Below are 25,039 nucleotides of genomic sequence, written 5' to 3'. Positions count from 1 at the left end.
AGGCCAGCAGCGCTGAAAAACGATGTAATGCTGGCCTGAGGGCGGTTTATTTTAATGGCTGGGGTGTTTCACAGCTGAAAGCGTTTCATCATCCCGTTCAAACCAATCGACAGGTTGGCCAGTTCCTGGCTGGCTGCGCTGATCTGGTCGGCGCCTTCCGAGGTCTGCAGGGCCAGATCGCGGATGTTCAGCAGGTTACGATCAACCTCGCGCGCGACTTGCGCCTGCTCTTCGGTGGCGCTGGCCACTACCAGATTGCGCTCGTGGATGGTCGAGGCGCCGCTGGTGATCTCATCCAGCGCCTCGCCGGCCAACTCCGCCACTTCCAGGGTATGCGCAACCTGCTGACTGTTGCTGAGCATCGAGTCGACCACCCGCGCGGTACCGGTGCGGATGGCATTGACCATTTCCTCGATCTCCAGCGTCGAGCTCTGGGTGCGCGCGGCCAGCGCTCTAACTTCATCGGCCACGACCGCAAAGCCTCGGCCAGCCTCACCGGCCCGTGCGGCTTCGATGGCCGCATTGAGCGCCAGCAGGTTGGTTTGCCCGGCAATCGCTCCGATCACATCCAGCACCTTGCCCACCTCCTGCGACTGCACCGACAACGCCTCGATCTGCGCCGAGGCCTCGTGCACGTCATGGCGCATCTTGCCGATCGAGCGAATGGCCTCAGCTACCCGCTCACGCCCGCGCTGGGCCGCTTCTTCGGACTCGCGTGAAATGCTCGAGGTGCTGACGGTGTTGCGCGCCACCTCTTCCACCGCCACGCTCATCTCGGTGACTGCCGTAGCGGCTTGCTGGATCTCGTCGGTTTGCCGGCTGAGGTCATTGGAGGTCTGCCGAGTGATCGCCGACATCTGTTCACTGGCTGCTGCCAGTTGCTGGGACGAGTCACCGATCAGGCGCAGCGCATCCTTGAGGCTCGCCTGCATGGCCGCCAATGCACGCATCAACTGGCTGGCTTCATCGTTGCCGCTAGCCACCACCGCCTGCGACAGGTCACCGGCGGCGATGTCCTGGGCCACGGCAATCGCCGCACGCAGCGGGCTGACAATGCTGCGGGTAAGCAGCCAGGCCAGGCTGATTGTCAGGAGTAGTACCAGGCCGACCACGCTCGCAGTCAGCCACAAGGCGCGCTGATAGTCCTTGCGGGCCTCGGCGGTATGTGCGGCGGCCGCCTCGCTGCTGAGCTTGACCAGGCTGTCATACAGCTCTCCGGTGCGGGTGGAGATATCCTGCATGGTGCCGCTGAGCATGCCCTGCATCGGCTCCAGCCGATTCTGATCGGACAAGCCCTTGTACTGGTCGAGCAGCACCCGATATTGGCTGATCAATTGCTGCATCTCGGCAAACACCGGCTTGGCCTGCGCCGGCATCACCGCGCTGTAGCCCTGCAGGCCCTTGTCCAGCAGGCCTTTGAGCTCCTCCAGGCGCGCCAGGGTGGGCGCCAGTTGTGCAGGCTGACGGGCGATGGCCATGCGCATGGTGATGATACGCAGCCCCAGCATGTGGCTGCGCACTTCGCCAAGGTAGCGCGTGCCGACGTTGGTCACCTGTTCGGTGTACACCACCGCTTCGCGCATGGTGGAGATCTTGTTGATGGAAAACCCGCCGAGGATCACCACCAGTGCGGCGATCAGGCTGAAACTCAAGTAGGAGCGAGTGGCAATATTCAAGTGGCGCAAGGACATGGCTAGACTTCCGAATGCGAAGGGTGAGCTGCACTACCCATTACGTTCGGCGCCTTTTGGCCAAAATTGAGCGCTCAAAAGCGGATCATGCTCGATAATCGAACAGTTCCAGCGTGGCGCTCAGCAACCTGCCTGAGTGTCCTCGCCCACGGCGCTGCGCCGCGCTCGGCGGCAGCGCTCAGAGCAATATTTCACCTCATCCAGGATGTCACGCTGCGGGTCCAGTGCCTGGATCGAACTCAGGTCGAATGACAGCTGGTCACCGAGTATCAGGCCCAGTCGCGGAGTACTTGCGGCTACCACGTCTGCTCCAGTGACAATGGCAGGCGCAATGGCTCGATCTGCCCTTCGCGCTGGCCGCACATCTCATCGTGGACCACATGCTGGACGAGCACGCAGCGCATTGCCGGGATGCCCGCGAGCAAACTGCGCAAGTGCGTCGACGAGCGCAGGTGCATCGGCCTGCCGCCCTCACCGGCCAAAGTCTGCAGGCCTGTTGCGGTATGCACCCTGAGCAGGTAAATGCCGCCCTCCAGAGACAGCAGTTCAAGCTCGTCGACTGAACCCGCATCAGCAAGACTGCGCAACTGCTGCAAGGTGATCGAGGTAGTGCGGGTAGCGTCGGTCATGTGGGAGCTCCCTGTGACAAAATGGCGATTCTTGTACAATTTGCAATACGTGTATAAGTCTATAGCCTAGACGCAAAGATATCAGCAGCCACCGCGCATGGAGCTCTCATGAACAGGTTCAACCCCCGCAAACTGGCGCTGTCGAAATGGACAGCACGCGCGCCGCTAAACCGCGAGAAGCACTTCATCGTCACCCAATTGCTGTGTGATGACGAAGGCACACCGCTGCAAGTCGAGCTGCAGGCGGTGCTGACCGGACGCAGTGAAGTGTTCGACTGGCAGGAACTGCGCGACTCCACCCGGTGGCTGCTGGGCTGGAAGTGAGCCTGACCGCGAACGGGACAATTAAGTTCTCATACTTGTACAGTAATAAATATTTGTACAATTATTGGCGGTAGTGGCTTAATGGCACCTCCTGTGTGGGCACTCTGCCAACACGCAGATTCTGTTCCCGAGGCCCGCCGCCATGTTTATCCGCGCCAGCACCCACCAGCAGTTGTTGCATGCGGAACACGCCAGTCAAGCCGCGCTCGAGGCTGAAGTGGCTGCGCTGCGCAAGACCGTCGCCACGCTCCAGGACGAGCATGGTGTAGCCCAGCAGCACGCCCAGGGACAGGCCAGCTTCATCAACGCCATTGAACGTTCGATGGCCGTCATCGAGTTTGCTCTTGACGGGCGCGTGATCAATGCCAACGCCAACTTCCTCAAGGTCATGGGCTATCGCCTGGATCAGGTACGCGGTCAGCATCACCAGATGTTCTGCTCTGCCAGCGAAGCGAAAAGTGACGCCTATCGCGAGTTCTGGGCAGCGCTGAATCGTGGCACGTTTAAGGCAGGCCAATTCCCGCGCCTGGACAGTCGCGGCGCCACCGTCTGGCTGCAGGCTACCTACAACCCGCTGTATGACGAGCACGGCAAGCTCTATGGCATCGTCAAGTTTGCCAGTGATATCACCCCTGAGATCGAGCAGCGCGAGGCCGAATCGCAAGCTGCACTGGTGGCCTTCGAGACGTCTCAGCACACCGATGAGTGTACCCAGCAGGGTTCTGCAGTGGTGCAACAGACCGTAAACATGGTGCAGAGCATTGCCGACGAGCTCACGCAGATGGGCCAGGCGATCAGTGCGCTGAGTGAGCAGTCCGAGCAGATCGGCACCATTGTCGATGCCATCCGCAGCATCGCCGAGCAGACCAACCTGCTGGCCCTCAACGCGGCGATCGAAGCCGCCCGCGCCGGCGACCAAGGCCGCGGCTTTGCCGTGGTCGCCGATGAAGTGCGCAACCTGGCGCAGCGCACCAGCAAGGCCACCGTGGCGATCAGTGAAGTGGTCGGCAAGAACCGCGAACTGGCCCGCCAGGCTGTGGCGAGCATGCAGGCGAGTACGCTGAAGACCGAGCAAGGTGTTGAGCTGGCGCACAAGGCTGGCGCGGTGATCGAGGATATTCAGCGCGGTGCGCAGCGGGTGGTTGAAGTGATTGGCCAGTTCGCCCAGCGTCTGGAGCAACGCCAGCAACGCTGATCATGGGGCCGCCAAGCGATCTCTCATTGCCATACGAGCGAAACCAGCGGCCCGAATCCTCATGCTTCTCGTAGGCAAAGCGCCTAGCTCTATCTGCTCACTCCAGCGCTCAACCAGAACGCTGTTCATCGTCAGGCCATCCCTGTAGTTTGCCCGACAGTTCCCCAGTGAAGTGCCCTCCATGGACCCCAAGACTTTGCGCGATGCGTTCTCCGGCCTGAGTGTGTTCTTTGCCGTCGCGCACGCGCGTAGTTTCACCAAAGCGGCAGCGCGGCTGGGCGTGTCACAGACAGCCGTCAGCCACGCCGTACGCGCCCTGGAAGCCCGCCTGGGCGTCAGCCTGCTGTCACGCAACTCGCGCAACGTGACGATGACAGAGGCCGGCGAGCAACTGCTGGCGAACGTCGCCCCACAATTCGAGGCCATCGATACGCAGTTGCAGGCGCTGACCGAGTTGAGCAACAGCCCTACCGGCACGATCCGCATCACCGCCTCCGATCACGCTGTGCGGGCGGTGCTGATGACCAAGCTCAAGCTGTTTTTGCCGGCACATCCGGGGATCAAGGTCGAGCTGTCGACCAACAGCGGCTTCGTCGACATTGTTGCCGAACGTTTCGATGCCGGCGTCAGGCTCGGCGAGGCAGTGGCACAGGATATGATCGCCGTGCGCATCGCTGCGGATGCGCCCTATGCAGTTGTCGCCACCCCGGCTTACCTGCAGCATCACGGTATGGCGCAGACGCCAAGCGACCTGTTGCAGCACAACTGCATCAACCTGCGCCTGCCGACGCGGGGCAATTTATGGGCGTGGGAATTTGCAGTCGATGGCCGCGAAGTCAATCTGCGTGTGGACGGGCAACTGGTCTTCAACAACACCTCCGACGCCGTGGAAGCCGTACTGGCCGGGCTTGGCGTCGCCTATCTGCCTGCGGAACTGGTTGGGCAGTATGTGCAGTCCGGGCAGCTGCTGCAGATGCTCGAAGACTTCAGCCCGGTGTGGCCCGGTCTGCACCTCTATTACCCCAGTCGGCGGCAACCGTCAGGGGCGATGGCCCTGCTGATCGCGGCACTGCGCGTCTAGTCAAATCACCTTGCCCGGCTCGCCAAACGTGCTACAGCCACGCACGCTACACCGGTATTTATCAACCAGGCTCATAGCTGCATGCAGTTTATGCAGGTTTCTAGGGCCGCCCTTCCCGCCTACAGTGTCGTCTCTGCGCCAATTATTAGCGCACGCCACTGGATTTCAGGACTGCTGCAATGGCCAGAGAGCATTACAGCCAACTTCAGGCGTTGATCGTCGTTGCTCGCGAGCGCAGCTTCACCCGCGCCGCGGCACAGTTGGCCATGTCGCAATCGATGCTCAGCCACACCATCCGCGACCTGGAAACGCGCCTCGGTGTGCGCCTGCTGACGCGCACAACGCGCAGCGTCTCGGTTACCGAGGCAGGCGAACGCTTGATCGCCGAGGTGGCACCGCGCCTTGAGCTGATCGAAGCACAACTGCACGCGGTCGCCGAACTCGGCGATATGCCCAGCGGCACCGTGCGCATCACCGCCAGCGACCATGCCATCGACAGCTTGCTCTGGCCAAAATTGCAAAGCCTGCTGGCGCGCTACCCGCGCTTGAACCTGGAGCTGCAAAGCGATTACGCCTTCTCCGATATCGTCCAGGGCCGGTTTGACTTTGGCGTACGCCTGGGGGACAGCCTGGGCAAGGACATCCGCTCGGTGTGCATCAGCCCGGACATGCGCCTGGCAATCATCGCTGCGCCCGCTTATTTCGCCGAACGGCACATGCCAGAAACCCCGGAGCAACTCAGCCAACACGCCTGTATCAACCTGCGCCTGCCGACCCAGGGCAACCTGTATGCCTGGGAGCTCAAGCACGGCGAGCGCGAAATCAGCGTGCGGGTCGAGGGCCGGCTGGTGTTCAACGGCATCTACCAGGTGCTCAATGCCGCCCTCGACGGCCATGGCCTGGCCTATGTCCCGCACGATCTGGCTGCCGCCCATCTGGCGGCTGGCCGGGCTGTGCCCGTGCTTGAAACGTGGTGGCGCAGCTTTCCTGGCTACCACTTGTATTACTCGGCGCAGCGCGAGACCTCACGCGCCATGCAGGTCGTGATCGAAGCACTGCGCCTGAACTGAATGAAATGAGCAACGCCGCCGACCGCTTGAGCAGCCGCGGCCTGCGCCTTGACCACCTTGTGCTAGTTTTTCCGCATGGGGTGCGCAGGGCCTGGGGCATTGGCGGCCTGATAAAAACTAGAGATCCATCCAACCGACTGATTACGGGTGAGCCATGCAGCTTCGAATCAACCAAAAGACCTACGAGGTCGATGCCGACGCGGATACTCCACTGCTGTGGGTAATCCGTGATGACCTGGGCATGACCGGCACCAAATACGGCTGCGGCCTGGCCCAATGCGGCGCCTGTTCAGTGCTGGTCGACGGCAATGTGGTGCGCGCCTGCGTAACGCCGATTGCCGGCGTGGTTGGCCGGGAGGTCACCACCATCGAAGCCATCGAGGCCGACGATGTCGGCAAGCGCGTGGTCGCTGCCTGGGTCGACAAACAGGTCGCACAGTGCGGCTACTGCCAGTCCGGCCAGGTCATGGCCGCCACTGCCCTGCTCAAGCACACCCCTAAGCCCAGCGATGAGCAGATTTCTGCGGCAATGATCAACCTCTGCCGTTGCGGCACCTACAACGCGATCCATGACGCCGTGCATGCACTGGCCAAGCAGGAGGACGTGGTATGACCAAGCCTGTCGCCTACCCCGCCGATCTGCTCGCGCTCGATCAACCGGTCAACCTGTCGCGCCGGCGCTTTCTCGCCGGCAGCGCCATTGGCGCTCTGGTGCTGGGCTTCGGTCTGCCGCTAGGCACTTCGCGGGTACAAGCAGCTGCTGCGGCAACCCCGGCGCTGGGCACTCAAGTGCCGGCGTTCCTGGAAATCCGCCCGGACAACAGCATCCGCCTGCTCAGCCCGTTCATGGAAGGCGGCCAAGGCACCTTCACGGCGATGGCGCAGATTGTCGGCGAGGAGCTGGATGCCGATCCTGCCACCTTCCTGGTCGAAGCCGCGCCGCCCGGTGAAGCTTACGTGGTGCTGGAAAACGGCATGCGTATTACCGGCGGGAGCATGTCGGTGCGCCTGAGCTACCCGGTCATGCGGCGCCTGGGCGCCCTCGGCCGGGCCATGCTGGTACAGGCCGCCAGCACCAAGCTGGGCGTACCGGTCAGCGAACTGAGCACCGAGCCGGGTCGGGTCATTCACGCAAGCTCCGGCCGTTCGCTTAGCTACGGCGAGCTGGCCGGCGCGGCCATGGACCTGCCGGTGCCCGAACCAGACAGCATCACCTTGCGCGACCCGAGCCAGTTCCGCTGGATCGGCAAGCCGGTCAAGCGTCTCGACGCCTACGACAAATCCACCGGCAAGGCGGTCTACGCCATCGACCTGAAAGTCGACGGCATGCTCCACGCCGCCGTGCAGCACGCGCCACGCCTGGGCATGACCGTAGCTGATGTGCGCAACGAGGCGCAGGTCAAGGCCATGAAGGGCGTGCACTCGGTGCATCAGCTGCCGGGCGCAGTGGCAGTGGTTGCCGAGCGCTGGTGGCACGCCAAGCGCGCTGCCGAAGCGCTGCAGGTGCAATGGCAGGAGCCGACTGCGGACTCCAAGGTGCGGCCGATGCCGGCGGACTTCTCCAGCGACGGCTTCCGCGAGCACCTAGCGGCGCAGACCGGGCCGCAGCGCGAAGAAGAGCTTGAAGGCGATTTCAGTAAAGCCCTGGAAGGCGCCAAGACCAAGGTCGAGGCCACTTACCACAATCAGTTCGTCAACCACGCGCAGCTGGAGCCACCTTCAGCACTGGCCCGCTACAACGACGATGGCTCGCTCGAAGTCTGGCTGCCGAACCAGGCACCCGACATGTTCCGCGCCGACATCGCCAAGCGCACCGGCCTCGATCTTGCGCAGATCACCCTGCACTCGCCGCTGCTCGGTGGGTTCTTTGGCCGGCATTTCCTTTACGACAGCGCCAACCCCTATCCGCAAGCGATCGCCCTGGCCAAGGCCGTCGGCCGGCCGATCAAATTGATCTGGAGCCGCGAAGAAGAATTTGTCCGCGACGTACTACGGCCGATGGCGGTGGTCAAGTTCCGTGCCGGGCTGGACGCCAACGGCATGCCGGTGGCAATCGAAGCTGTCAGCGCTACCGAAGGCCCGACCGAAGCAATCGCCGGCAGCCCAGCGGAAAAAGGCGATCCGACGGCACTCGAAGGTTTGTCTGGCAAGTCGTACGCGATCGCCAACCGTCGCGTCGCGCAGATCTATGTCAAGGGCCCGGCAATGCTCGGCTACTGGCGCTCGGTGGGCAACTCGATGAACGACTTCTTCTATGAAGCGTTTCTCGACGAACTGGCCGACAAAGGCGGCCAGGACCCCTATGCGCTGCGCATGCACCTGCTGCAGGGTAACCAACGCCTGAGCACCCTGCTCAAGGCGGTGGCCGACCTGTCTGGTGGCTGGAAACGGGGCCCGTTCACCGCCGAAGACGGCAGCAAGCGTGCCCGCGGCGTAGCCATGGCCTCACCGTTTGGCTCGCATGCAGCAGTAATCGCTGAGGTCTCGATCGAGAACGGCCAGGTCAAAGTGCATGACATCTGGCAGGCCATCGACCCTGGCAGCATCGTCAACCCAGCCATCGTCGAGGCTCAGGTCAACGGCGCGGTCTCGCTGGGGCTGTCGCAAGCATTGCTCGAAGAAGCGGTGTACGTCGATGGCAAGCCGCGCGCACGCAACTACGACCTGTATCCGATCCTGCCGGCGGCGCGCATGGCCCGGGTGCATGTACGCATTGTCGAAAGCGGCGAGAAGATGGGCGGCATCGGCGAACCACCCTTGCCTGCGGTCGCCCCGGCAGTCGCCAACGCGGTAGCGCAGCTGACCGGCCAGCGCATCCGCAGCATGCCACTGTCACGCTACACCTTCAGCTAAGCTGGCCCAGGACGACCTGCACATGACTCGAAAAAGCCTTGCAAGACCCTTGGCCCTGTTCGCCGTGCCGTGCCTGATCGCGGCCGGCCTGCTGGCCTGGTACGTCACCCGTGAACCAGCGTCGCCGTTTACCGCAACACCCCAGAGCAATGCCGACCTGGCCTTGGTCCAGCGCGGGGAGTACGTCGCCCGCCTCAGCGACTGCGTGGCCTGCCACAGCCTGCCGGAGGCCGCGCCGTTTGCCGGCGGCCTGAAGATGGCGACTCCGTTGGGGGCAATCTACGCCACCAACATCACCCCCGACCCCGATCACGGCATTGGCAAGTACAGCCTGGCCGAGTTCGACCAAGCCGTGCGCCACGGCGTCGCGCCCGGCGGGCGCCGCTTGTACCCAGCCATGCCATACCCGTCCTATGCCAAGCTCAGCGACGAAGACGTGCAGGCGCTGTACGCCTTCTTCATGCAGGGCGTGCAAGCAGCCGACCAGCCCAACAAGCCCGGGGAAATCCCCTGGCCGTTGAACCTGCGCTGGCCAATCGCACTGTGGAACGGCCTGTTCACCGAGGCCGAACCCTACGCCGCCAAACCTGAGCAGAATGCCCAGTGGAACCGTGGCGCCTACCTGGTACAGGGCCCCGGCCATTGCGGCAGTTGCCATACCCCACGCGGCATCGCCTTTGATGAAAAAGCCCTGAGCGAGCGCGGCGCTACCTTCGTCTCTGGGGCCTTGCTCGACGGCTGGTACGCGCCGAGCCTGCGCAATGACCACAACACCGGCCTGGGCCGCTGGAGCGAAGCCGACATTGCCCGCTTCCTCAAAACCGGGCGCAACCAGCATGCGGTGGTCTACGGCTCGATGACCGAGGCCTTCAACAACTCGACGCAGTTCATGAGCGATGAAGACCTGGCAGCGATTGCCCACTACCTCAAGTCGTTGCCGGGCGACCCGAAACGCGATGGCCCGCCTTGGCAATATCAAGCCATATCGGCTGCGCAGCAGCTGGACAAGCCCGGAGCGCATACCTACGTCACCGCCTGCGCCAGTTGCCACGGGTTGGATGGCCGCGGTCAGGCTCAATGGATGCCGCCACTCGCCGGAGCTACCTCAGCGTTGGCCGAGCACAACGCCTCGGCCATCAACATCACCCTCAACGGTGCCCAACGGGTGGTTGCCGCCGGCGTGCCGGATGCCTACCGCATGCCGTCATTCCGCGAGCAGCTGAGCGATCAGCAAATCGCCGAGGTACTGAGCTTTGTCCGCAGCAGTTGGGGCAACACCGGCACTGCAGTGCCCGCCAAGGACGTGGCCAAGCTGCGCGAGCACACCGACCCGGCCAGCAGCAGCCCAATCATCCTGCAGATGCGTTGAAAGGAACCTCAAGCCTGCTGCGATGCTCAGTAAGACAGGAGTGCTCGCGGGGCGATTACCGTCAGCGAGCATGACTGCATAGTGCACAAACAGATCAAGGAACACCGATGGAAAGCATTGACCTGATGGTCCTGCGCACCGCCCGCGACTGGTTGGCGGCTGGCGAGCAGGTGCTGCTGGCGACCGTTGCCCGCACCTGGGGCTCGTCGCCACGCCCGGTCGGCTCGATGATGGCCCTGCGCGAGGACGGCCGGGTGATCGGCAGTGTTTCCGGCGGCTGCATCGAAGATGACCTGGTCCACCGCTACACCCGCGCCTACGGTGGCAGCGGTGTGAGCGGCGGTTTGCCGCAGGTGGTGTGCTACGGCGTCAGCGCCGATGAAGCCCACCGCTTTGGCCTGCCCTGCGGCGGCACCCTGGAGTTGGTGCTCGAATTCAACCCCTGTCATCAAGCCCTTGGCCTGCTGCTGGAACGGCTGGATGCAGGCGGCCTGGCCCGACGCAGCCTGGATCTGGCCAGCGGCACGGCGACGCTGGAACATACTTCGACGCCAGAGCAATTCAGCTTCGACGGCGCGCGCATGGTCAGCACCCTTGGTCCTGGTTACCGGATGTTGCTGATCGGCGCCGGCGCTTTGGCCGAGTATGTGGCTACCATGGCCCAGTTCAATGGTTTCAAGGTCACCGTGTGCGATCCGCGACCGGAACACATGGCGGGCTGGAGTGTTGCCGGTGTCGAGCAGGTGGTGGGCATGCCGGATGACGTGGTGCGGGCGTTCGTGCCGGACCTGCGCACCTGCATTCTGGCCCTGAGCCACGACCCCAAGCTGGATGACCTGGCCCTGCTCGAAGCCCTGCACGGCCCGGCGTTCTATATCGGCGCAATCGGCTCGCGGCGCAATAGCCAGCAACGACGTGAGCGGTTGATCGAGCACTTTGGCGAAACCGAGGCGTCACTCAAACGGTTACACGGTCCTATCGGTATTTACATTGGCAGCAAGACCCCAGCCGAGATTGCCGTGAGTGTGATGGCGGAGATTCTCGCTTGCAAAAACAATGTCGAACTGCCGGGCGAGCTGTCGGTTACCGAAGCCAAACGCGCGCAAGAGCTTGAGTTGCTGGCCGGTTGAGCAGCGCTAAAATTGCTGCAGCAGCTTCACCCGCTTGACTGATCTGACGTACAGTTTCGCAAGTTGACCAAGGCCAAGCCCTTCCGATGGACAAGTACGCCCCACGCCAGTGGCTCCCCCACGAAAAGCCGACCATTCCCGGCTCGCCGTCGACCCCGCTGCATCCACCGCTGACCCGCCTCGCCTACGGCGCGGTGGGCCTGCTGGTGGCGATCACCGGCGGCCTGGGCAATGCTCTGGTGACCGCCAACCTGACCTTCCTGCAAGGCGCGCTCGGTGCCACCAGCGCCGAAATGGCCTGGCTGCCGGCGGCGTTCGTGATGACCAACGTGTCGATGAACCTGCTGCTGGTGAAGTTTCGTCAGCAGTTTGGCCTGCGCGCGTTCACCGAGGTGTTTCTGGTGCTGTATGCACTGGTCACCTTCGCCCACTTGTTCGTCAACGACATTAACTCGGCCATCGCCGTGCGCGCAGCCCACGGTATGGTCGGTGCAGCGCTGAGCTCGCTGGGCCTGTACTACATGATTCAGGCCTTCCCCGAGCGTTGGCGACTCAAAGCCATGGTGCTCGGCCTGGGTGCCTCGCAGCTGGCGATACCGCTGGCGCGGATCTTCTCCGAAGACCTGCTGCAGATTGCCGAATGGCGCGGTTTGTACATGTTCGAACTGGGCTTGGCGCTGACCGCGCTGGGCTGCGTATTACTGCTGAAGTTGCCGCCTGGCGACCGTTTCAAGACCTTCGAACCGCTGGATTTTCTCACTTTCGGCCTGATGGCCAGCGGCACCGCCCTGCTCTGCGCCGCGCTGTCGCTGGGGCGCATCGAATGGTGGCTGGACACGCCGTGGATCGGCATGGCGCTGGCGGCCTCGATCGGTTTGATCTGCGCCGGGCTGGCGATCGAGCACAACCGCAGCAACCCGTTGTTGATGACCCGCTGGCTGAGCAGCGCCGCGGTGATCCGCCTGGCCCTGTGCGTGATCCTGATCCGCATGGTCACCTCCGAGCAATCGACCGGCGCGGTGGGGTTTCTGCAAACGCTCAACCTGGGCACCGAGCAGCTGCGCAGCCTGTATGCGGTGATGCTGCTGGGCGCCGTGGCCGGGCTGGTCACCAGTGCCCTGACCATCAACCCCAAGCACCTGGTGCTGCCGCTGTTCGGCTCGCTGGCGCTGATGGCTGTCGGCGCCTACATGGACAGCAGCTCGAGCAACCTGACCCGGCCAGCGCAGATGTACCTGAGCCAGTTCATGCTGGCGTTTGGCAGCACCTTCTTCCTCGGCCCATCGATGGCGTTGGGCATCGGCCACGTGCGCGCCAACCCGCGCAACCTGGTCAGCTTTTCGGTACTGTTCGGCATCTGCAACAACCTCGGCGGCTTGCTTGGCGCGGCCTTGCTCGGCACCTTCCAGACCGTGCGCGAGAAATTCCACTCGAGCAACCTCAGCGAACAGCTGAGCCGCCTCGAACCCCTGGTAAACGCCCGGGTCCAAAGCGGTGGCGGCGGCTATGCTGGAGTCATTGCCGACCCGGCCCTGCGCATTGAAGTCGGCACCCGCTTGTTGGCCAATGCCGCCACCCGCGAAGCCAACGTGCTGGCTTACAACGATGTATTCCTGCTGATCGCCGGGATTGCCATACTGACCATGCTCTGGATTTCGCTGCGCAGCCTGTGGGTCTGGCACACGACCCGCCAGGCGGCCCTTTCCGACTCAAACCGCGGCGCTTCGAATCAATGAATGAAGAAACACCGATCACCTCTACCAACGCCATTGCCGAAACTCCGGAAGGTCAGACCCCGCCCACGCAGCCGAGCAACCCCGGCGGCTCGCGACGAGTGCGGGTATTGTCTGTCCTGACCTTTGCCGGTGTGGCCCTGGCCGGCATCCTGCTGGTGCTGTATGCCTGGCAACTGCCGCCATTTGGCAGCGATATCGAGAGCACCGAAAACGCGCTGGTGCGTGGCCAGGTCACGCTGATCGGCCCGCAGCTGTCCGGCTATGTCGTCGAAGTGCCGGTGCAGGACTTCCAGTACGTCAAGGCCGGCGACCTGCTGGTGCGCCTTGATGACCGCATCTACACCCAGCGCCTGGCCCAGGCCATTGCGCAATTACAGCAACAGCAGGCCGCGCTGGCCAACAACCTGCAGCAGCGCAAGAGCGCCGAGGCGACCATCGTCCAGCGCCAGGCGGCGATCACCGATGCTGCCGCCCAGGCCGACAAGAGCCAGGCTGACCTGCGCCGCAATCAGGCGCTGGTCAGCGACGGTTCGGTATCGCGCCGCGAGCTGGATGTCAGCCGCGCCAATCATGCAGCATCAGTGGCAAGCCTGGCCCAGGCCAAGGCCGCGCTGGAGATCGCGCGCCAGGACGTAGAGACGGTGATCGTCAACCGCGCCTCGCTGGAAGCCTCGGTAGAAAACGCCAAGGCTGCGGTCGAGCTGGCCCGCATCGACCTGGACAACACCCGCGTCACCGCACCGCGCGATGGCCAGCTCGGCCAGATCGGCACGCGCCTGGGTGCGTATGTCAATTCAGGTGCGCAGTTGATGCCGCTGGTCCCGGACAACCACTGGATCATCGCCAACATGAAGGAAACCCAGATGGCCAAGGTACGCATTGGCCAGCCGGTGACCTTCAGCGTCGATGCGCTCGATCACTTGAAACTGCGCGGCCACGTGCAGCAGATCTCACCCGCGACCGGCTCCGAGTTCGCCTTGCTGCAAGCCGACAACGCCACCGGCAACTTCGTCAAGATCGCGCAGCGGATCCCGGTGCGGATCACCGTCGACCCGGACCAGCCCGACGCCAAGCGCCTGCGCCCAGGGATGTCGGTGGTGGTCGGCATCGATACCCGCGCCGAGCATTCAAGCGACTAGGGCTGCGGGTTACAGCCACCAGGCCAGCACCAGCGGCAACCAGACGAACGACAGGATCGTCGAGCACATCACCAGGTTGGCGACCTCTTCAGGTGAGCGCTTGGCGCGCACGGCCAGCAGGTAGTTGAACACTGCCACCGGCATCGACGATTGCAACACCAGGATGGCCTTGGCCATGGTTTCCAGGTCAAGCAGCTCACCCACTGCCCAGCCAACCGCGCCACCCAGAACGATCCGCAGCCCGCCCAGCAGCATGCCCTTGCCGACCTGCTGCAGGCGGATGCTGGCCAGCGACACGCCGAGGGTCAGCAGCATCAACGGGATGGTCATGCCGCCCAGCAGGTTGACGGTATTGGCCAGCCACTTGGGCAATTCCCATTGCAGAAAGATGATCGGCATGGCCCCCGCCAGGCTGATCACGATCGGGTTGCGCAGCAGCGCCTTGAACGAGCTGGCGCCGCCAGCCACGGCAATGCCCACGGTGAACTGGAAGATCGACAAGGTCAGAAAGAACGCCACCGCCAGCGCCAGGCCATGCTCGCCAAAGGCGTACAGGCTGATTGGCAGGCCCATGTTGCCGGTATTGGGATACATGAACGCCGGCAACAAGACGCGCCAGTGCAGGCCAGACAAGCGGCTGACCAGCAGCCCGACCAAGGCCATGCCAGCCATGCACAGTACGCAGGCCAACGCCATATTGGTAAAGGCCGACTGGTCCAGTTTGGTCCGGCTCAAGGTCGACAGCACCAAGGCTGGGGTGCCGATGTTCATCACCAGTCGGGCGATGAATTCGGTGGGATAGTCGATACCGCTGCGGGCCCAGCCGTAGCCAATGCCCGCGACGATAAACACCGGTGCCAGAACAGCGAACAACGAAGCCAGCATGCCTTGCCCTCACCAGCGATCAGCGCTGATCGCCCGAAAAAGATCCCAGTATGCCCCAGCAGCCTCGCGGTCGGCGTTCTGGCGGTGGATAAAACGCAAACAGATCAGCTGCAATCAGAGCATGCCCATCGCTGCTCGCAACGCCAGCCGGTAAGTATCAACGCCAAACCCACAAATTTGCCCGCGTACCACCTCGGCGAACACCGAGTGATGACGAAACGCCTCGCGGGCATGGATGTTCGACATGTGCACTTCTACCACCGGCACTTCCAGAATCGCTAGCGCATCGCGAATGCCGTAGCTGTAGTGGGTCCAGGCCCCGGCATTGATCAGCACGGCATCGACCCGCTCTTCGTAGGCCTGGTGAATACGCTCGCACATCGCCCCTTCGTAGTTGCTCTGAAAGCTCTCGATGCGCGCGCCGAGTTCCTCACCCAGCGCCTGCAAGGCCTGATCGATGTCTGCCAACGTGGCCGTGCCGTACTGGCGTGGGTCCCGTTTGCCGAACATGTTGTGGTTGACGCCGTGCAGCATCAGGATATTGACGCTCATGGCGCTACTCGAGTGGGATGGTCAGTTGGTTGATCACAGTGCGCGTCTCAGGCCGCACCCCGCGCCACCAGGCAAATGCCTCTGCCGCCTGCTCGACCAGCATGCCGACGCCGTCGGCCAGGTTCGGCACGCCCTGCTCGCGGGCCAGCCGCAGGAATGGCGTGAGGCCCTTGCCATAGGCCAGCTCGTAGGCCAGCTGGGCACCGTTCAATACGTCAGCAGGCACCGGCGGCAGCTCACCGCTGAGGCTGGCCGAGGTGGCATTGATAACGATATCGAAGGTCTCGCCCTGCAGCTCTTCGTAACGGCTGATGCGCAGCAGCGGGTGGTCGACTTCATTGCGCAGCGCCACGGCTTTGGACATATCGCGGTTGACGATGACCAGCTCCAGCGGCGCTGCCTGCAGAAACGGCAGCAGCGCACCGCGCACTGCACCACCGGCGCCGAGCAACAGCACCCGGCGGTTGCGCAGCGGCTGGCCAAGGTTGCTTTCGATATCGCGCAGCAAGCCGATGCCATCGAAGTTGTCCGCAACGATGCGCCCGTCTTCGAACTTCAGCGCGTTGGCGGCCCCGGCCAGCTGGGCGCGCTCGCTGCGCCGGTCGGCCAGCTCGAACGCGCGCAGCTTGAACGGCGCAGTGATGTTCATGCCCAGCCCGCCCGACTCGCGAAAGCCCAGTACCTGCGCTTCGAAGCCGTCAAGTTCGCCTTCGATGGCGCCGTATTCAAGTACCTGCTCACTGACCTGGGCAAACAGGCCGTGAATCAGCGGCGATTTGGTGTGGTTGATCGGCCGCCCGATCACTGCATAGCGGTCAGTCATGTTGCATCTCCGTGGCTGAACAAGACCCCATCTGCCTGCATCGCAGCGATCTGTTCAGGGCTGAAACCAAGCCCGGCGGCGATTTCGGCGTTGTGCTGGCCGAGGTCCGGGGCGACCTGGTGAATGGTGGTATCGCAGTCCGAGAAGCGAAACGGCAGGTTAGGCAGGCGCAAGGTGCCGTAGCGCGGGTGCTCCTGTTCGATGACCATGTTGCGGGCTTTGATCTGCGGGTCGGCGAGCACCTCGTCGATGCGCTGGACCTTGGCGCTGGGGATGTCGATGCTGTCGAGCAAAGCGAGTATATCCGCCACCCGCCGCGCGCCGACCCACTCGCGCACCACCGCCAGAATGTCCTCGCGATTGGCGTTGCGCCCGTTCAGGCTGTGGAAGCGGCTGTCGCTGCCAAAGCCGCTCGGGCCGCCGTTGGCTTCGAGCATGGCGGCGAAGCGCTGCCAGGCGTCGTCCACCTGCGCAGCGATGACCAGGTCACCATCGGCGGCGCGGAAGACCCCGTACAGGGTCGACGTCGGCATGTCATGCCCAGTCTGCTCGGGCAGCACGATGCCGTCGGACAGCGTGTAGCACTGCACGGCGTATTCGTGCATCGACACCAGCGTGTCGTAGAGGGCCATGTCGATATGCTGGCCGCGGCCACTGCTGACCCGGCCCAACAGCGCCGCGTTGATTGCAGCTACGGCATGAATGCCGGTGTACATGTCACCCAGCGAAATACGCAGCAACGGCGGCGCCTCGCCCGGCACGCCGACCATCTGCATGATGCCGCTCTTGGCTTCGGCGATCAGGCCGAAGCCTGCGCGGTGCGCATCAGGCCCGGTGTGGCCATAGGCCGAGATCGAGCAATAGACCAGCCGCGGGTTGCGCGCCGACAGCTCGCTGTAGCCCAGACCGAGCTTTTCCAGTGCACCGGGGCGGTAGTTTTCGATGAATACGTCGGCCGAGTCGGTCAGGCGCTGCATGAAGGCCTTGCCGCGCGGGTCGCGCATGTTGACGCTGGCGCCCTGCTTGCCCATGTTCAGTTGCAGAAAGTAACCGCTCTGCTGCTCGTCGAGGGTAAAGGCATGCTGGCGGCCAGCATCACCTGTACCTGGGCGCTCGACCTTGATCACTTCGGCGCCCAGCGCAGCCAGGCAGCGGCCAACATACGGGCCGGCGAGAAAGTGGCTGTAATCGATGACGCGGATGCCTGCGAGTGGTAATGCCTGACTCATGCCTGCGCCCTCCTTGGGACCATCAACCGGTGCTCGCCACGCTGCGCCACTTCGCCGTGCTGGTTGATCAGCTCCGACGGCAAGACCACGATTCCCCAGCCTGGGCGACTTTTGCTTGCGCGCATCGAGCCGACGCGCATGCGCACGTGGAGCACGTCGTTGACCTTGATCGGCAAGAGGAAGTCCCAGGTCCAGCCCAGCGACATGCCGGGCACGAAGCGGTATTCGCATTGGGTCTTGAGGCCGTCGGCAATCGACAGGCCGAACAAGCCATGGGCAACCAGGCAGCCGAAGTGGCTGGCGTTGGCGTAAGCCTCGTCGACGTGGACCGGGGTGTGGTCACCGGTAAGGTCGGCGTAGGCCAGAATGCGCTCACGGGTCACGGTATAGCTTGGGCTGATGCACTCGTCGCCTTCACGGGCATCGTCCCAGAATTTTTCCACTACGTTCATGCTTGCTCCTGTGCACGTGGGTCAATCGCCAATGCCTGGGCTACGCAGCTGACCGGACGGGCCTGAATCAGCTCGATCGCCAGGCCATCCGGCAGGCGGAACCAGTTGAAGCCTTGCGGCAATGGCGTGACGCCGAAGCGCTGCGCAGCAGCCAGGCTGGCCTCGAGGTCTTCGCACATGATGCCCAGGTGGGCCATGCGTCCTTCCGGGCCGGCAAAGTCCGGCTGATGGATGAACTGCAACCCGCCCAGGGTCCAGTACTGCGCAGGCTGCTCGAGGCTGCCCTGGACTTCACGCATGGTCATGCCGCACACCTCGCTGAAAAAGCCGATGTGCCAGTGGATGTCCTTGACGAAGAATGCAACGTGTTCAAGGTAGGCTTTGGCAGTCACTTGAAGTCCCTCTTTTGATAGTCGCCCATGGCGCGTTCAATGCCTTTGATGCAGGCCACCAGGGTTGCGTTGACCGGTGTGGGCACGCCATGGCGCTGGCCCCAGCGCACAACGGAGCCGTTGATGAAATCGATTTCGGTGATCGAGCCTTTTTCCAGGCTCTGCAGCATCGAGGTGCGAAAACTCGCCGGCAGGCCTTCGGCAGCCAGTTGCCAGGCGGCTTCTGGGCTGGTCAGGCTGAGGCGGATACCGGCCCGCTCGGCGACCGCGATGGCTTCGGCCACCGCTGCCTTGGCCGTGCTCTCGAGCAGCGGTTCGCTGTACAGCTGGCCATAGCTGAGCATGGTGATGCCGCTGAGCGCGCCGGTGGCGACGTTGACCAGCAGCTTGTCCCACATGGTGCCGAGGATGTTGTCGCTGACACTGGTGGCCAGCCCGGCGCCGTTGAAGGCGTCGGCAATGGCCTGCACCCGCGGCGTCAACTGGCCGTCGAGCTCGCCGATGAAGGTCTGCTTGCCCACTACCCCGGCGCGAATCGAGCCGGACGCCAGCAGCACGCCACCGACGTAGGTCTTGCCCGCGAGTACACGCTCACGGCCCACTGCCTCGGCTAGAATGTCCTCGTGCCCCAGGCCGTTCTGCAGGGACAGCACCAGCGTCTGCGGGCCGATCAAGGCACTGGCGCCGGCAATCGCTTCAGCGGTATGGAACGACTTGACCAGCACCACCACCAGATCGGCCGTACCGATCTCTTCGGCATCGATGCTGGCGTTGACCCGCACGTGGCGCTCGCCACGCTCATCATCGACGTGCAGGCCGTGCTGGTTGATCGCATCGACATGCGCCTGGCCGCGGTTCAACAACCAGGTTTCGTGCCCCGCCTCGCTCAAGGCAGCGCCAATGGCGCAACCGAGGGCGCCGGCTCCAAGAATGCAGATTTTCACGTCGCAAGCCTCCTGTGCTTTGCGACCACATTAGGCAGGCGGGCTTATTTGGGCTATACAATGGCCTCAATAGCACTATTGAGAATTACAATAATGACGTCGTTGGATGCCCTGCCAGATCCCAAGCTGCTGCGCCTGTTCGATGTCCTCTACAACTGCCGCAGCGTGACCCGCGCCGCCGAGCAACTGGGCCAGAGCCAGCCCACCATCAGCATCTGGCTGGCACGCCTGCGCGAGCAGCTGAACGACCCCTTGTTTGTGCGCACCCCCGGCGGCATGGCGCCCACGCCGCGGGCCGACCAGTTGATCGGGCCGTGCCGTGAGGTGCTCGAATCGCTGCGCCGACTGACCGCCTCCGAGCCACAATTCATCGCCGCGACCGCGCAGCGGCGTTTTCGCTTATGCGTCAGCGATGCCAGCCACATCACCTTGCTGCCGAGCATCCTCAATCATCTGCGCTCGCACGCGCCGGGCATCCGCCTGGAAGCGGCACGCATCGACGGCAATACCGAAAGCGCGCTGGAATCAGGCGAAGCCGACCTGGCCATTGGTTTTGTGCCCTGGCTGGGCGGCGGCATGTACCAGCAGGTGTTGTTCGAGCAGGACTGGGTGTGCCTGAGCAACCCCAAGCATGCCACCGAAGGCGAGCCCATGAGCATCACCCGCTACCGGACCGAGGGACACGTGCAAGTCAGTGCCGGCACCGGCCAGAAATTGCTCGAGGCGGCTCTGACCCGGGCCGGCATCGAGCGCCGGGTGATGCTTGAGCTGCCCGGCTTTCTCGGTTTGGGCATGGTGGTCGGCTCGACCGACCTACTCGCGACGCTCCCTCGGCATATCGGCCAGACACTCGCCGCCATGCACGGCCTGCAGATGACCGATTGCCCGCTTGCGGTCGACGGCTTCACGGTCAAGCAGCACTGGCACGCACGCTACCACCAGGACAGCGGCAATCGCTGGTTGCGCGAGTTGATTCGGCAGTTGTTTCAGCCGCCACGGCTGGCTGATGGCCACGCCTGACAGCGCGGGCTGCTGCATCAACACCCCGACCGTTGATCCTGCGGCGGATGGTCGCAGGGCCAGCCCCCTTGGCAAATCCAGGATAACGCTTAAAATCGCGCCTCCTTTTCGCCAGTCACCCTGCTACAGGCACCCTCGCTACCGGTCCGCAACGGCCCGGCCCAGCCTGCGCGGCAAAAAGGCACACATCTGCTGATTTCTTCTTGAGGTATGTATGTCTCCGCGTTTGCTGGCCATGGCGCTGGCGCCCCTGCTTGGGCTGTTCATCATGGCCCTGGGCAATGGTTTCATGTCTTCGTTGACCACACTGCAACTGGGTACGGCGGGCGAATCGGCGACGATGATCGGTATCGTCTCTTCGGCCTACTTCATCGGCCTGACCCTGGGCGCCCTGTTCAATGACCGGCTGATCCTGCGCATCGGCCACATCCGAGCCTACAGCAGCTTCGCCGCGCTGATCGCCGCCACCAGCCTGATGCAGGGCCTGTTCTACGACACCACCTGGTGGATGGCCATGCGCCTGATCAACGGCTGGGCTGCCGTCGGCGTGTTTCTGGTGATTGAAAGCTGGTTGCTGATGGCCGGCGACGCGAAGATCCGCGGGCGCCTGCTGGCCCTTTATATGATCGCCTTCTACGGTGCTGGCGTGCTGGCTCAGGCTGCGTTGGGCGAGATCACTGGCCTGGGCGCCAGCGCGCCATACATGGTTGCCGGCATGCTGGCGGCGCTGTCGGTGCTGCCGATCGTGATCCTGCCGCAGGTATCGCCGGTGCTCGATCAGGTCGAACCGCTCAAACCCCGGCAACTGCTGGGCGTGGCCCCTACCGGTCTGGTCGGTTGCTTTGGATCGGGAGTGGCAATCGCCGCGGTGTATACCTTGCTGCCGCTGTACTTGCAGCGTATCGGTCTGGCGGTGGGTGAAGTCGGCACCATGATGGCCTGGGTGATTCTCGGCGCCATGCTGCTGCAGTATCCGGTGGGGCGCTGGTCCGACCGCAAGGACCGCCAGGATGTGTTGATCACGCTGGCCGCGCTGTGCACCGTGCTGTCGCTGGTGATCGGCCTGCTGCCGGCCAACTCGGTGCTGTTGCCAGCAATGCTGTTCCTGCTCGGCGGCTGTGTGTTCGCGGTGTACCCGGTGTCGGTCAGCAGCGCTGCCGACCGCGCCCCAGCGGATGCGCTGGTGCCGATGATCCAGGGCCTGCTGCTGATCAACTCGCTGGGCTCGGCAATGGCGCCGCTGGCGATTTCGCCGGTGATGACCTCGTACGGCGAAGTCGGCCTGTTCTGGGCATTTGCCGTGATCAACCTGGCCATGGTCAGCTTCTTCCTCTGGCGCCGCGGCAAGCGCCCGGCACCGGAGCATCCCGCGCCGTTTGCTGCGAGCACCACGTTCTCGCCGAGTGGCGCCGAACTGCGGGTGACCGAAGAACTGCGCCATGCTGTGCAGGAGCACCCATCGATGGCTGAAACCCAGGCGCCGGCGCCTGCTGCAGAACACGCCTGACCCGCGCCGGGGGCATGACCGCTCGTCGCCCGACGGGCACCCTGCCCCCGCTGGCGTGGCCGAACACATGACGATCATCCTTATAGGAGATTCACCATGGTTCGCTTCCGCCCGCTTCCGTTAGTTCTTGCCCTGTCGTTGGGCCTTGCTTCTACCGTCAGCATTGCTGCCACAGACATGAACAGCGGCAAGTCCACCACTGAACAGTCCTCTGGCGACCAACCGCGTGGCAGCACCGCCGGTGACGGCAGCAGCGTCAACACACCAGGCGGAAGCCCGGATAATGACAGCAGCGATACCGGTACCGATTCCGATGGCGCAGAAGGCAAGACCCCTGGGCCAAGCGACTCGAGCAGTGCCGAGCAAGACGATCATTGATCGCAGGGGCGCTGTGGGGAAACCTGCAGCGCCGCGCTTCAGTTCAATCAGCGCCAGTGGCGCTGTTCTTCGACTATCTGTTCATGCGCCTGGAACATCAGCGGCAATTGCTCCTTGAGCATGTCCAGCCAGGTCCGCACCTTGGCATCCAGATAGTGCCGGGACGGGTAGATCGCATAAATCTCCCGCTGACGCAGGCGATGCGGCGCCAAGACCCGGCATAGCCGTCCCTGCTCGATCGCTCTGGTCGCGGAAAAATACGGAATCAAGCCAATCCCCATACCCAGCTCGGTAGCCTGCAACATGGCATCCGCGACGTTGGTCAGGAAGGTCTGCTGCGGTTGAATCACGCAGCTCTCGGCCGCTTGTTCAAACACCCAGTCCTCTTCGAACAATGGGTCGCCCATGCGCATGCACACATGCTGCTGCAAGTCCTCTGGACGCTCGGGCACTCCGTGACGCGCCAGATAGTCAGGTGAGGCACAAAGGATGCTGTAGATGCCGCCCAGGGGGATGGCAATCAGCTGCGAATCCGGCAAGCCGCGGCCGATGGTGATGACCACGTCGTGGCCCTCATCAAGCGGATCGGGATTGCGCTGCGAGAGGGTCAGCTCCATCACCACTTCCGGGCAGGCCGCCTGATAGGCCGCCACCAGCGGCATCATCAGCAGGCCCAAGCCATGGGTGGAGTGCACCCGCAGCCGCCCGCGCGGGGTCAGGTGGGCACCGCGCGCCTCGTCCATGGCTTCTTCACTGAGCAACAGGATCTGCCGCGCCCGCTCAAGGAAACGCTCGCCCGCCTCGCTCATGCGCAGGCGCCGGGTAGTGCGGTGCAGCAGGCGAGTCTGCAACTGGTTTTCGAGCTCGGCGACGATGCGTGAGACCTGGGCGGCAGAGATGTCGAGGGCATTGGCGGCGCCCGCGAAACTGCCGCAATCGACTACCCGGGTGAAAGTCCGCATGGCATGCAGCATGTCCATGGAAGCGCGCTCCTGAAGTTTAATTCGTACATCAAGAGCAGCAATCTATCACGTTGCAGGCCATTTATTGTGAATCGCCAAGCAATGCATCATGGCTCATACGTAATCGAGGAGCTCATCATGAAAGCCGTTATCGCAATTTTTGCCCTTCTCAGCTCAGTGGCCACCACCGTTGCCTACGCGGACCAGGGCAATCAACAACCAGCACCCGCAGCGGTTGAGCAGTACCACTACGGCATGCCGTTGGACGTTGCCAAGGTGATCTCCATTACCCCGGCAAGCGACATCGAAGACTGCAAGGTGGGCACCGCGCGGATGGCCTATCTGGACCAGCAAGGCCAGCGCCACGACATCAGCTTCCGCGAGATGGGCAACTGCTCGCAGATGTAATCGATCAGGCCCCGGCCAGCAGTTGAGTAATCCACTCGACCTGTTCGCTGAACAGCCGGGCCTTGGCCTGCGGCACCTCTTGCGCATGCTCGAAGTGCGCCAGGGTCTGCTGGCGCTGACGCAGCACGCGGCGCCACTTGCCCAGAAACGCCTCGCTGCGCTGCTCCATCAAGCACGGGCCAAACAATAGCTGCTGCGGCGTGTAGACCACGTCAGCAGCCGGCACGGCAACGATGATTTCGTAGTCGAAGCGGTTCTCGCGCAGCACCTCTTCATGCTCGATGCGGTAACCGTTTTTCATCAGCCAGGTGCGCAGCTCCTGCTCGCCACCGTTGGGCTGCATGATCAACTGCTCGGTGCCGGTGAGGTAGTGCTTGCCGCGCTCGAATATCTCGCACATGGTCTCGCCGCCCATACCGCACAGGCTGACCACATCGATCCGGTCACCCGCCTCGATCGCCGCCAGGCCATCCGCCAGGCGCACGGCAATACGCTGCTCCAGGCCATTTTTACGCACCTTGCGCTGCGCCGAGTGAAACGGCGTCTGCGCCACTTCGCCAGCCACGGCAAACTCGATCGCCCCGCGCAGCATCAACGCCACCGGCAGGTAACCGTGGTCCGAGCCAATATCCGCCAGCCGCGCTGATGCCGGCACGTTCGCCGCGACCCGCTCCAGGCGCTGCGACAGTGTGTGTTCGTTCAAGCCCTGTTCCTTCTGCATAACCGAGGCTGTGCGCTCGGCCAAATGGCCGCGATTCTGACCGGCAATGCCTACTATTTCAATTTCAATGGCCCAGCGGCGGCTCGACCGGCCCGGCTCGCTCACGTAGGCTTGCGCCTTTCCTCCCGTGCTAGGCATCTATTCCCATGGCAAATGCAGACATCACCTTCATTCCAGACCCAGACCCGGACTCAATCTCGTCCGACGTGACCGGCTTCGGCAATTTGCTGGTGAGCACGCAGATCCCGACCCGGGCAGACGGCAGCCTGGAGCTGGGCGGTATTGTCGAGCAGAGCGAATGCACCCTGCAGGCGCTGAAAACTGCGCTGGAGCGCGCTGGCAGTTCCATGGACCGTGTGCTGCACTTGACCATCTACCTCACCGACATGGCCGACCGGCCTGCATTCAACGAGGTGTACCAGCGCTTCTTCAGCCAGCCATGGCCGGTCCGAGCGGCCGTTGGCGTGGCGGCATTGGCGGTAGAAGGTATGCGCGTCGAAGTAACCGCTATGGCCGCAAAGGCCTGACCCTGGCCCACCCGTCACCACC

Annotated in this window: 27 protein-coding genes and 2 pseudogenes; 16 read left to right on the top strand and 13 right to left on the bottom strand. The window is 63.5% G+C overall.

Annotated elements, in window-relative coordinates:
• Positions 1–68: 68 nt before the first annotated feature.
• From HU736_RS04175 to HU736_RS04165, 3 genes are all read right to left on the bottom strand, one after another.
• The gene (locus HU736_RS04175) at positions 69–1,691 is read right to left on the bottom strand and encodes a methyl-accepting chemotaxis protein (RefSeq protein ID WP_186698212.1); all 1,623 of its coding nucleotides are present in this window, start codon (positions 1,689–1,691) and stop codon (positions 69–71) included.
• Positions 1,692–1,811: 120 nt separating this feature from the next.
• Positions 1,812–1,994 (bottom strand): DUF2256 domain-containing protein, encoded by a 183-nt coding sequence (locus tag HU736_RS04170; RefSeq protein WP_103437257.1) that lies wholly within the window; start codon positions 1,992–1,994, stop codon positions 1,812–1,814.
• Positions 1,988–2,293, bottom strand: a complete 306-nt coding sequence (locus HU736_RS04165) for a DUF6482 family protein (protein ID WP_186698525.1) — start codon at positions 2,291–2,293, stop codon at positions 1,988–1,990. The genes HU736_RS04170 and HU736_RS04165 overlap by 7 nt, the downstream gene beginning before the upstream one ends.
• A gap of 135 nt (positions 2,294–2,428) precedes the next feature.
• Between HU736_RS04165 and HU736_RS04160 the strand changes: the two genes are divergently transcribed.
• From HU736_RS04160 to HU736_RS22125, 3 genes and pseudogenes are all read left to right on the top strand, one after another.
• A complete protein-coding gene (locus HU736_RS04160; protein WP_186698214.1) occupies positions 2,429–2,644 on the top strand; it encodes a TIGR02450 family Trp-rich protein in 216 nt (71 codons plus the stop codon).
• Between the two features lie 142 nt (positions 2,645–2,786).
• A pseudogene (locus HU736_RS22130) lies at positions 2,787–3,287 on the top strand (PAS domain-containing protein); the annotation flags it as partial.
• Between the two features lie 30 nt (positions 3,288–3,317).
• Positions 3,318–3,839, top strand: coding sequence for a methyl-accepting chemotaxis protein (locus tag HU736_RS22125; RefSeq protein WP_258035208.1), 522 nt, complete (start codon positions 3,318–3,320; stop codon positions 3,837–3,839).
• A gap of 25 nt (positions 3,840–3,864) precedes the next feature.
• Here HU736_RS22125 and HU736_RS22000 read toward each other — a convergent pair.
• A pseudogene (locus HU736_RS22000) lies at positions 3,865–3,921 on the bottom strand (DUF1348 family protein); the annotation flags it as partial.
• Positions 3,922–4,020: 99 nt separating this feature from the next.
• On the opposite strand from HU736_RS22000, the gene HU736_RS04145 reads away from it, so the two are divergent.
• From HU736_RS04145 to HU736_RS04110, 8 genes are all read left to right on the top strand, one after another.
• Complete coding sequence (locus tag HU736_RS04145; protein ID WP_103437253.1) at positions 4,021–4,920, top strand: LysR family transcriptional regulator; 900 nt, start codon at positions 4,021–4,023, stop codon at positions 4,918–4,920.
• 179 nt (positions 4,921–5,099) lie between these two features.
• Positions 5,100–5,990, top strand: a complete 891-nt coding sequence (locus tag HU736_RS04140; RefSeq protein WP_186698216.1) for a LysR family transcriptional regulator — start codon at positions 5,100–5,102, stop codon at positions 5,988–5,990.
• Between the two features lie 154 nt (positions 5,991–6,144).
• Entirely contained in the window at positions 6,145–6,603 is a 459-nt protein-coding gene (locus HU736_RS04135; RefSeq protein ID WP_101319193.1) for a (2Fe-2S)-binding protein, read from the top strand.
• Positions 6,600–8,843, top strand: a complete 2,244-nt coding sequence (locus HU736_RS04130; protein WP_186698218.1) for a xanthine dehydrogenase family protein molybdopterin-binding subunit — start codon at positions 6,600–6,602, stop codon at positions 8,841–8,843. The genes HU736_RS04135 and HU736_RS04130 overlap by 4 nt, the downstream gene beginning before the upstream one ends.
• 22 nt (positions 8,844–8,865) lie before the next feature.
• Positions 8,866–10,212: a c-type cytochrome gene (locus HU736_RS04125; RefSeq protein ID WP_103437249.1), complete on the top strand. Its 1,347-nt coding sequence runs from the start codon at positions 8,866–8,868 to the stop codon at positions 10,210–10,212.
• 107 nt (positions 10,213–10,319) lie between these two features.
• Entirely contained in the window at positions 10,320–11,342 is a 1,023-nt protein-coding gene (locus HU736_RS04120) for an XdhC family protein (RefSeq protein ID WP_186698220.1), read from the top strand.
• An 86-nt stretch (positions 11,343–11,428) separates the two neighbouring features.
• Positions 11,429–13,078, top strand: a complete 1,650-nt coding sequence (locus HU736_RS04115; protein WP_103437247.1) for an MFS transporter — start codon at positions 11,429–11,431, stop codon at positions 13,076–13,078.
• Complete coding sequence (locus tag HU736_RS04110) at positions 13,075–14,217, top strand: HlyD family secretion protein (RefSeq protein WP_101319183.1); 1,143 nt, start codon at positions 13,075–13,077, stop codon at positions 14,215–14,217. Before HU736_RS04115 ends, HU736_RS04110 begins: the two co-directional genes overlap by 4 nt.
• A gap of 9 nt (positions 14,218–14,226) precedes the next feature.
• Here HU736_RS04110 and HU736_RS04105 read toward each other — a convergent pair whose 3' ends face one another.
• The 7 genes from HU736_RS04105 to HU736_RS04075 form a co-directional block, all read right to left on the bottom strand.
• Positions 14,227–15,102 (bottom strand): AEC family transporter, encoded by an 876-nt coding sequence (locus HU736_RS04105; protein WP_101319181.1) that lies wholly within the window; start codon positions 15,100–15,102, stop codon positions 14,227–14,229.
• Positions 15,103–15,216: 114 nt separating this feature from the next.
• On the bottom strand, positions 15,217–15,654 hold the full coding sequence (aroQ, locus tag HU736_RS04100; RefSeq protein ID WP_186698222.1) for a type II 3-dehydroquinate dehydratase: 438 nt from the start codon (positions 15,652–15,654) through the stop codon (positions 15,217–15,219).
• 4 nt (positions 15,655–15,658) lie between these two features.
• Positions 15,659–16,477 carry a shikimate dehydrogenase gene (gene aroE, locus HU736_RS04095; protein WP_186698224.1) on the bottom strand — a complete coding sequence of 273 codons (819 nt, stop codon included), beginning with the start codon at positions 16,475–16,477 and terminating at the stop codon, positions 15,659–15,661.
• Entirely contained in the window at positions 16,474–17,706 is a 1,233-nt protein-coding gene (locus HU736_RS04090) for a CaiB/BaiF CoA transferase family protein (RefSeq protein ID WP_186698226.1), read from the bottom strand. Before HU736_RS04090 ends, aroE begins: the two co-directional genes overlap by 4 nt.
• Positions 17,703–18,158 carry a MaoC family dehydratase gene (locus tag HU736_RS04085; RefSeq protein ID WP_186698228.1) on the bottom strand — a complete coding sequence of 152 codons (456 nt, stop codon included), beginning with the start codon at positions 18,156–18,158 and terminating at the stop codon, positions 17,703–17,705. Before HU736_RS04085 ends, HU736_RS04090 begins: the two co-directional genes overlap by 4 nt.
• Positions 18,155–18,550, bottom strand: coding sequence for a VOC family protein (locus HU736_RS04080; RefSeq protein ID WP_101319171.1), 396 nt, complete (start codon positions 18,548–18,550; stop codon positions 18,155–18,157). The genes HU736_RS04085 and HU736_RS04080 overlap by 4 nt, the downstream gene beginning before the upstream one ends.
• Positions 18,547–19,494: a ketopantoate reductase family protein gene (locus HU736_RS04075; RefSeq protein ID WP_186698230.1), complete on the bottom strand. Its 948-nt coding sequence runs from the start codon at positions 19,492–19,494 to the stop codon at positions 18,547–18,549. Before HU736_RS04075 ends, HU736_RS04080 begins: the two co-directional genes overlap by 4 nt.
• Positions 19,495–19,587: 93 nt before the next feature.
• Between HU736_RS04075 and HU736_RS04070 the strand changes: the two genes are divergently transcribed.
• From HU736_RS04070 to HU736_RS04060, 3 genes are all read left to right on the top strand, one after another.
• On the top strand, positions 19,588–20,514 hold the full coding sequence (locus tag HU736_RS04070; protein WP_186698233.1) for a LysR family transcriptional regulator: 927 nt from the start codon (positions 19,588–19,590) through the stop codon (positions 20,512–20,514).
• 214 nt (positions 20,515–20,728) lie between these two features.
• Positions 20,729–22,021 (top strand): MFS transporter, encoded by a 1,293-nt coding sequence (locus tag HU736_RS04065; RefSeq protein WP_101319166.1) that lies wholly within the window; start codon positions 20,729–20,731, stop codon positions 22,019–22,021.
• A gap of 96 nt (positions 22,022–22,117) precedes the next feature.
• Entirely contained in the window at positions 22,118–22,399 is a 282-nt protein-coding gene (locus tag HU736_RS04060) for a hypothetical protein (RefSeq protein WP_186698235.1), read from the top strand.
• Between the two features lie 47 nt (positions 22,400–22,446).
• On the opposite strand, the gene HU736_RS04055 is transcribed toward HU736_RS04060, so the two are convergent.
• On the bottom strand, positions 22,447–23,379 hold the full coding sequence (locus HU736_RS04055; RefSeq protein ID WP_103437243.1) for a LysR family transcriptional regulator: 933 nt from the start codon (positions 23,377–23,379) through the stop codon (positions 22,447–22,449).
• Between the two features lie 120 nt (positions 23,380–23,499).
• Here HU736_RS04055 and HU736_RS04050 point away from each other — a divergent pair, with 120 nt between their 5' ends.
• Positions 23,500–23,769, top strand: coding sequence for a DUF2790 domain-containing protein (locus HU736_RS04050; RefSeq protein ID WP_186698237.1), 270 nt, complete (start codon positions 23,500–23,502; stop codon positions 23,767–23,769).
• 4 nt (positions 23,770–23,773) lie between these two features.
• Here the strand turns inward: HU736_RS04050 and HU736_RS04045 are convergent, their stop codons facing one another.
• Complete coding sequence (locus HU736_RS04045) at positions 23,774–24,472, bottom strand: tRNA (adenine(22)-N(1))-methyltransferase (RefSeq protein WP_103438769.1); 699 nt, start codon at positions 24,470–24,472, stop codon at positions 23,774–23,776.
• Between the two features lie 164 nt (positions 24,473–24,636).
• Between HU736_RS04045 and HU736_RS04040 the strand changes: the two genes are divergently transcribed.
• Positions 24,637–25,017 carry a RidA family protein gene (locus tag HU736_RS04040; protein WP_103437241.1) on the top strand — a complete coding sequence of 127 codons (381 nt, stop codon included), beginning with the start codon at positions 24,637–24,639 and terminating at the stop codon, positions 25,015–25,017.
• Positions 25,018–25,039 lie beyond the last annotated feature (22 nt).

This window comes from Pseudomonas shirazensis, from assembly GCF_014268785.2.
Lineage (GTDB): Bacteria > Pseudomonadota > Gammaproteobacteria > Pseudomonadales > Pseudomonadaceae > Aquipseudomonas > Aquipseudomonas shirazensis.
Note: the sequence above shows the minus strand (reverse complement) of the source record. Positions and strands in the feature narration are given on the sequence as shown.

Bases quoted from the DNA above. Each gene is read 5' to 3' on its own strand.
- HU736_RS04065 (WP_101319166.1), top strand. From the start codon at position 20,729: ATGTCTCCGCGTTTGCTGGCCATGGCGCTGGCGCCCCTGCTTGGGCTG.
- HU736_RS04145 (WP_103437253.1), top strand. From the start codon at position 4,021: ATGGACCCCAAGACTTTGCGCGATGCGTTCTCCGGCCTGAGTGTGTTC.
- aroQ (WP_186698222.1), bottom strand. From the start codon at position 15,654: ATGAGCGTCAATATCCTGATGCTGCACGGCGTCAACCACAACATGTTC.
- HU736_RS04060 (WP_186698235.1), top strand. From the start codon at position 22,118: ATGGTTCGCTTCCGCCCGCTTCCGTTAGTTCTTGCCCTGTCGTTGGGC.
- HU736_RS04115 (WP_103437247.1), top strand. From the start codon at position 11,429: ATGGACAAGTACGCCCCACGCCAGTGGCTCCCCCACGAAAAGCCGACC.
- HU736_RS04125 (WP_103437249.1), top strand. From the start codon at position 8,866: ATGACTCGAAAAAGCCTTGCAAGACCCTTGGCCCTGTTCGCCGTGCCG.
- HU736_RS04140 (WP_186698216.1), top strand. From the start codon at position 5,100: ATGGCCAGAGAGCATTACAGCCAACTTCAGGCGTTGATCGTCGTTGCT.
- HU736_RS04105 (WP_101319181.1), bottom strand. From the start codon at position 15,102: ATGCTGGCTTCGTTGTTCGCTGTTCTGGCACCGGTGTTTATCGTCGCG.
- HU736_RS04085 (WP_186698228.1), bottom strand. From the start codon at position 18,158: ATGAACGTAGTGGAAAAATTCTGGGACGATGCCCGTGAAGGCGACGAG.
- HU736_RS04070 (WP_186698233.1), top strand. From the start codon at position 19,588: ATGACGTCGTTGGATGCCCTGCCAGATCCCAAGCTGCTGCGCCTGTTC.
- HU736_RS04050 (WP_186698237.1), top strand. From the start codon at position 23,500: ATGAAAGCCGTTATCGCAATTTTTGCCCTTCTCAGCTCAGTGGCCACC.
- HU736_RS04120 (WP_186698220.1), top strand. From the start codon at position 10,320: ATGGAAAGCATTGACCTGATGGTCCTGCGCACCGCCCGCGACTGGTTG.
- HU736_RS04160 (WP_186698214.1), top strand. From the start codon at position 2,429: ATGAACAGGTTCAACCCCCGCAAACTGGCGCTGTCGAAATGGACAGCA.
- aroE (WP_186698224.1), bottom strand. From the start codon at position 16,477: ATGACTGACCGCTATGCAGTGATCGGGCGGCCGATCAACCACACCAAA.
- HU736_RS04090 (WP_186698226.1), bottom strand. From the start codon at position 17,706: ATGAGTCAGGCATTACCACTCGCAGGCATCCGCGTCATCGATTACAGC.
- HU736_RS04110 (WP_101319183.1), top strand. From the start codon at position 13,075: ATGAATGAAGAAACACCGATCACCTCTACCAACGCCATTGCCGAAACT.
- HU736_RS04040 (WP_103437241.1), top strand. From the start codon at position 24,637: ATGGCAAATGCAGACATCACCTTCATTCCAGACCCAGACCCGGACTCA.
- HU736_RS04055 (WP_103437243.1), bottom strand. From the start codon at position 23,379: ATGGACATGCTGCATGCCATGCGGACTTTCACCCGGGTAGTCGATTGC.
- HU736_RS04135 (WP_101319193.1), top strand. From the start codon at position 6,145: ATGCAGCTTCGAATCAACCAAAAGACCTACGAGGTCGATGCCGACGCG.
- HU736_RS04175 (WP_186698212.1), bottom strand. From the start codon at position 1,691: ATGTCCTTGCGCCACTTGAATATTGCCACTCGCTCCTACTTGAGTTTC.
- HU736_RS04130 (WP_186698218.1), top strand. From the start codon at position 6,600: ATGACCAAGCCTGTCGCCTACCCCGCCGATCTGCTCGCGCTCGATCAA.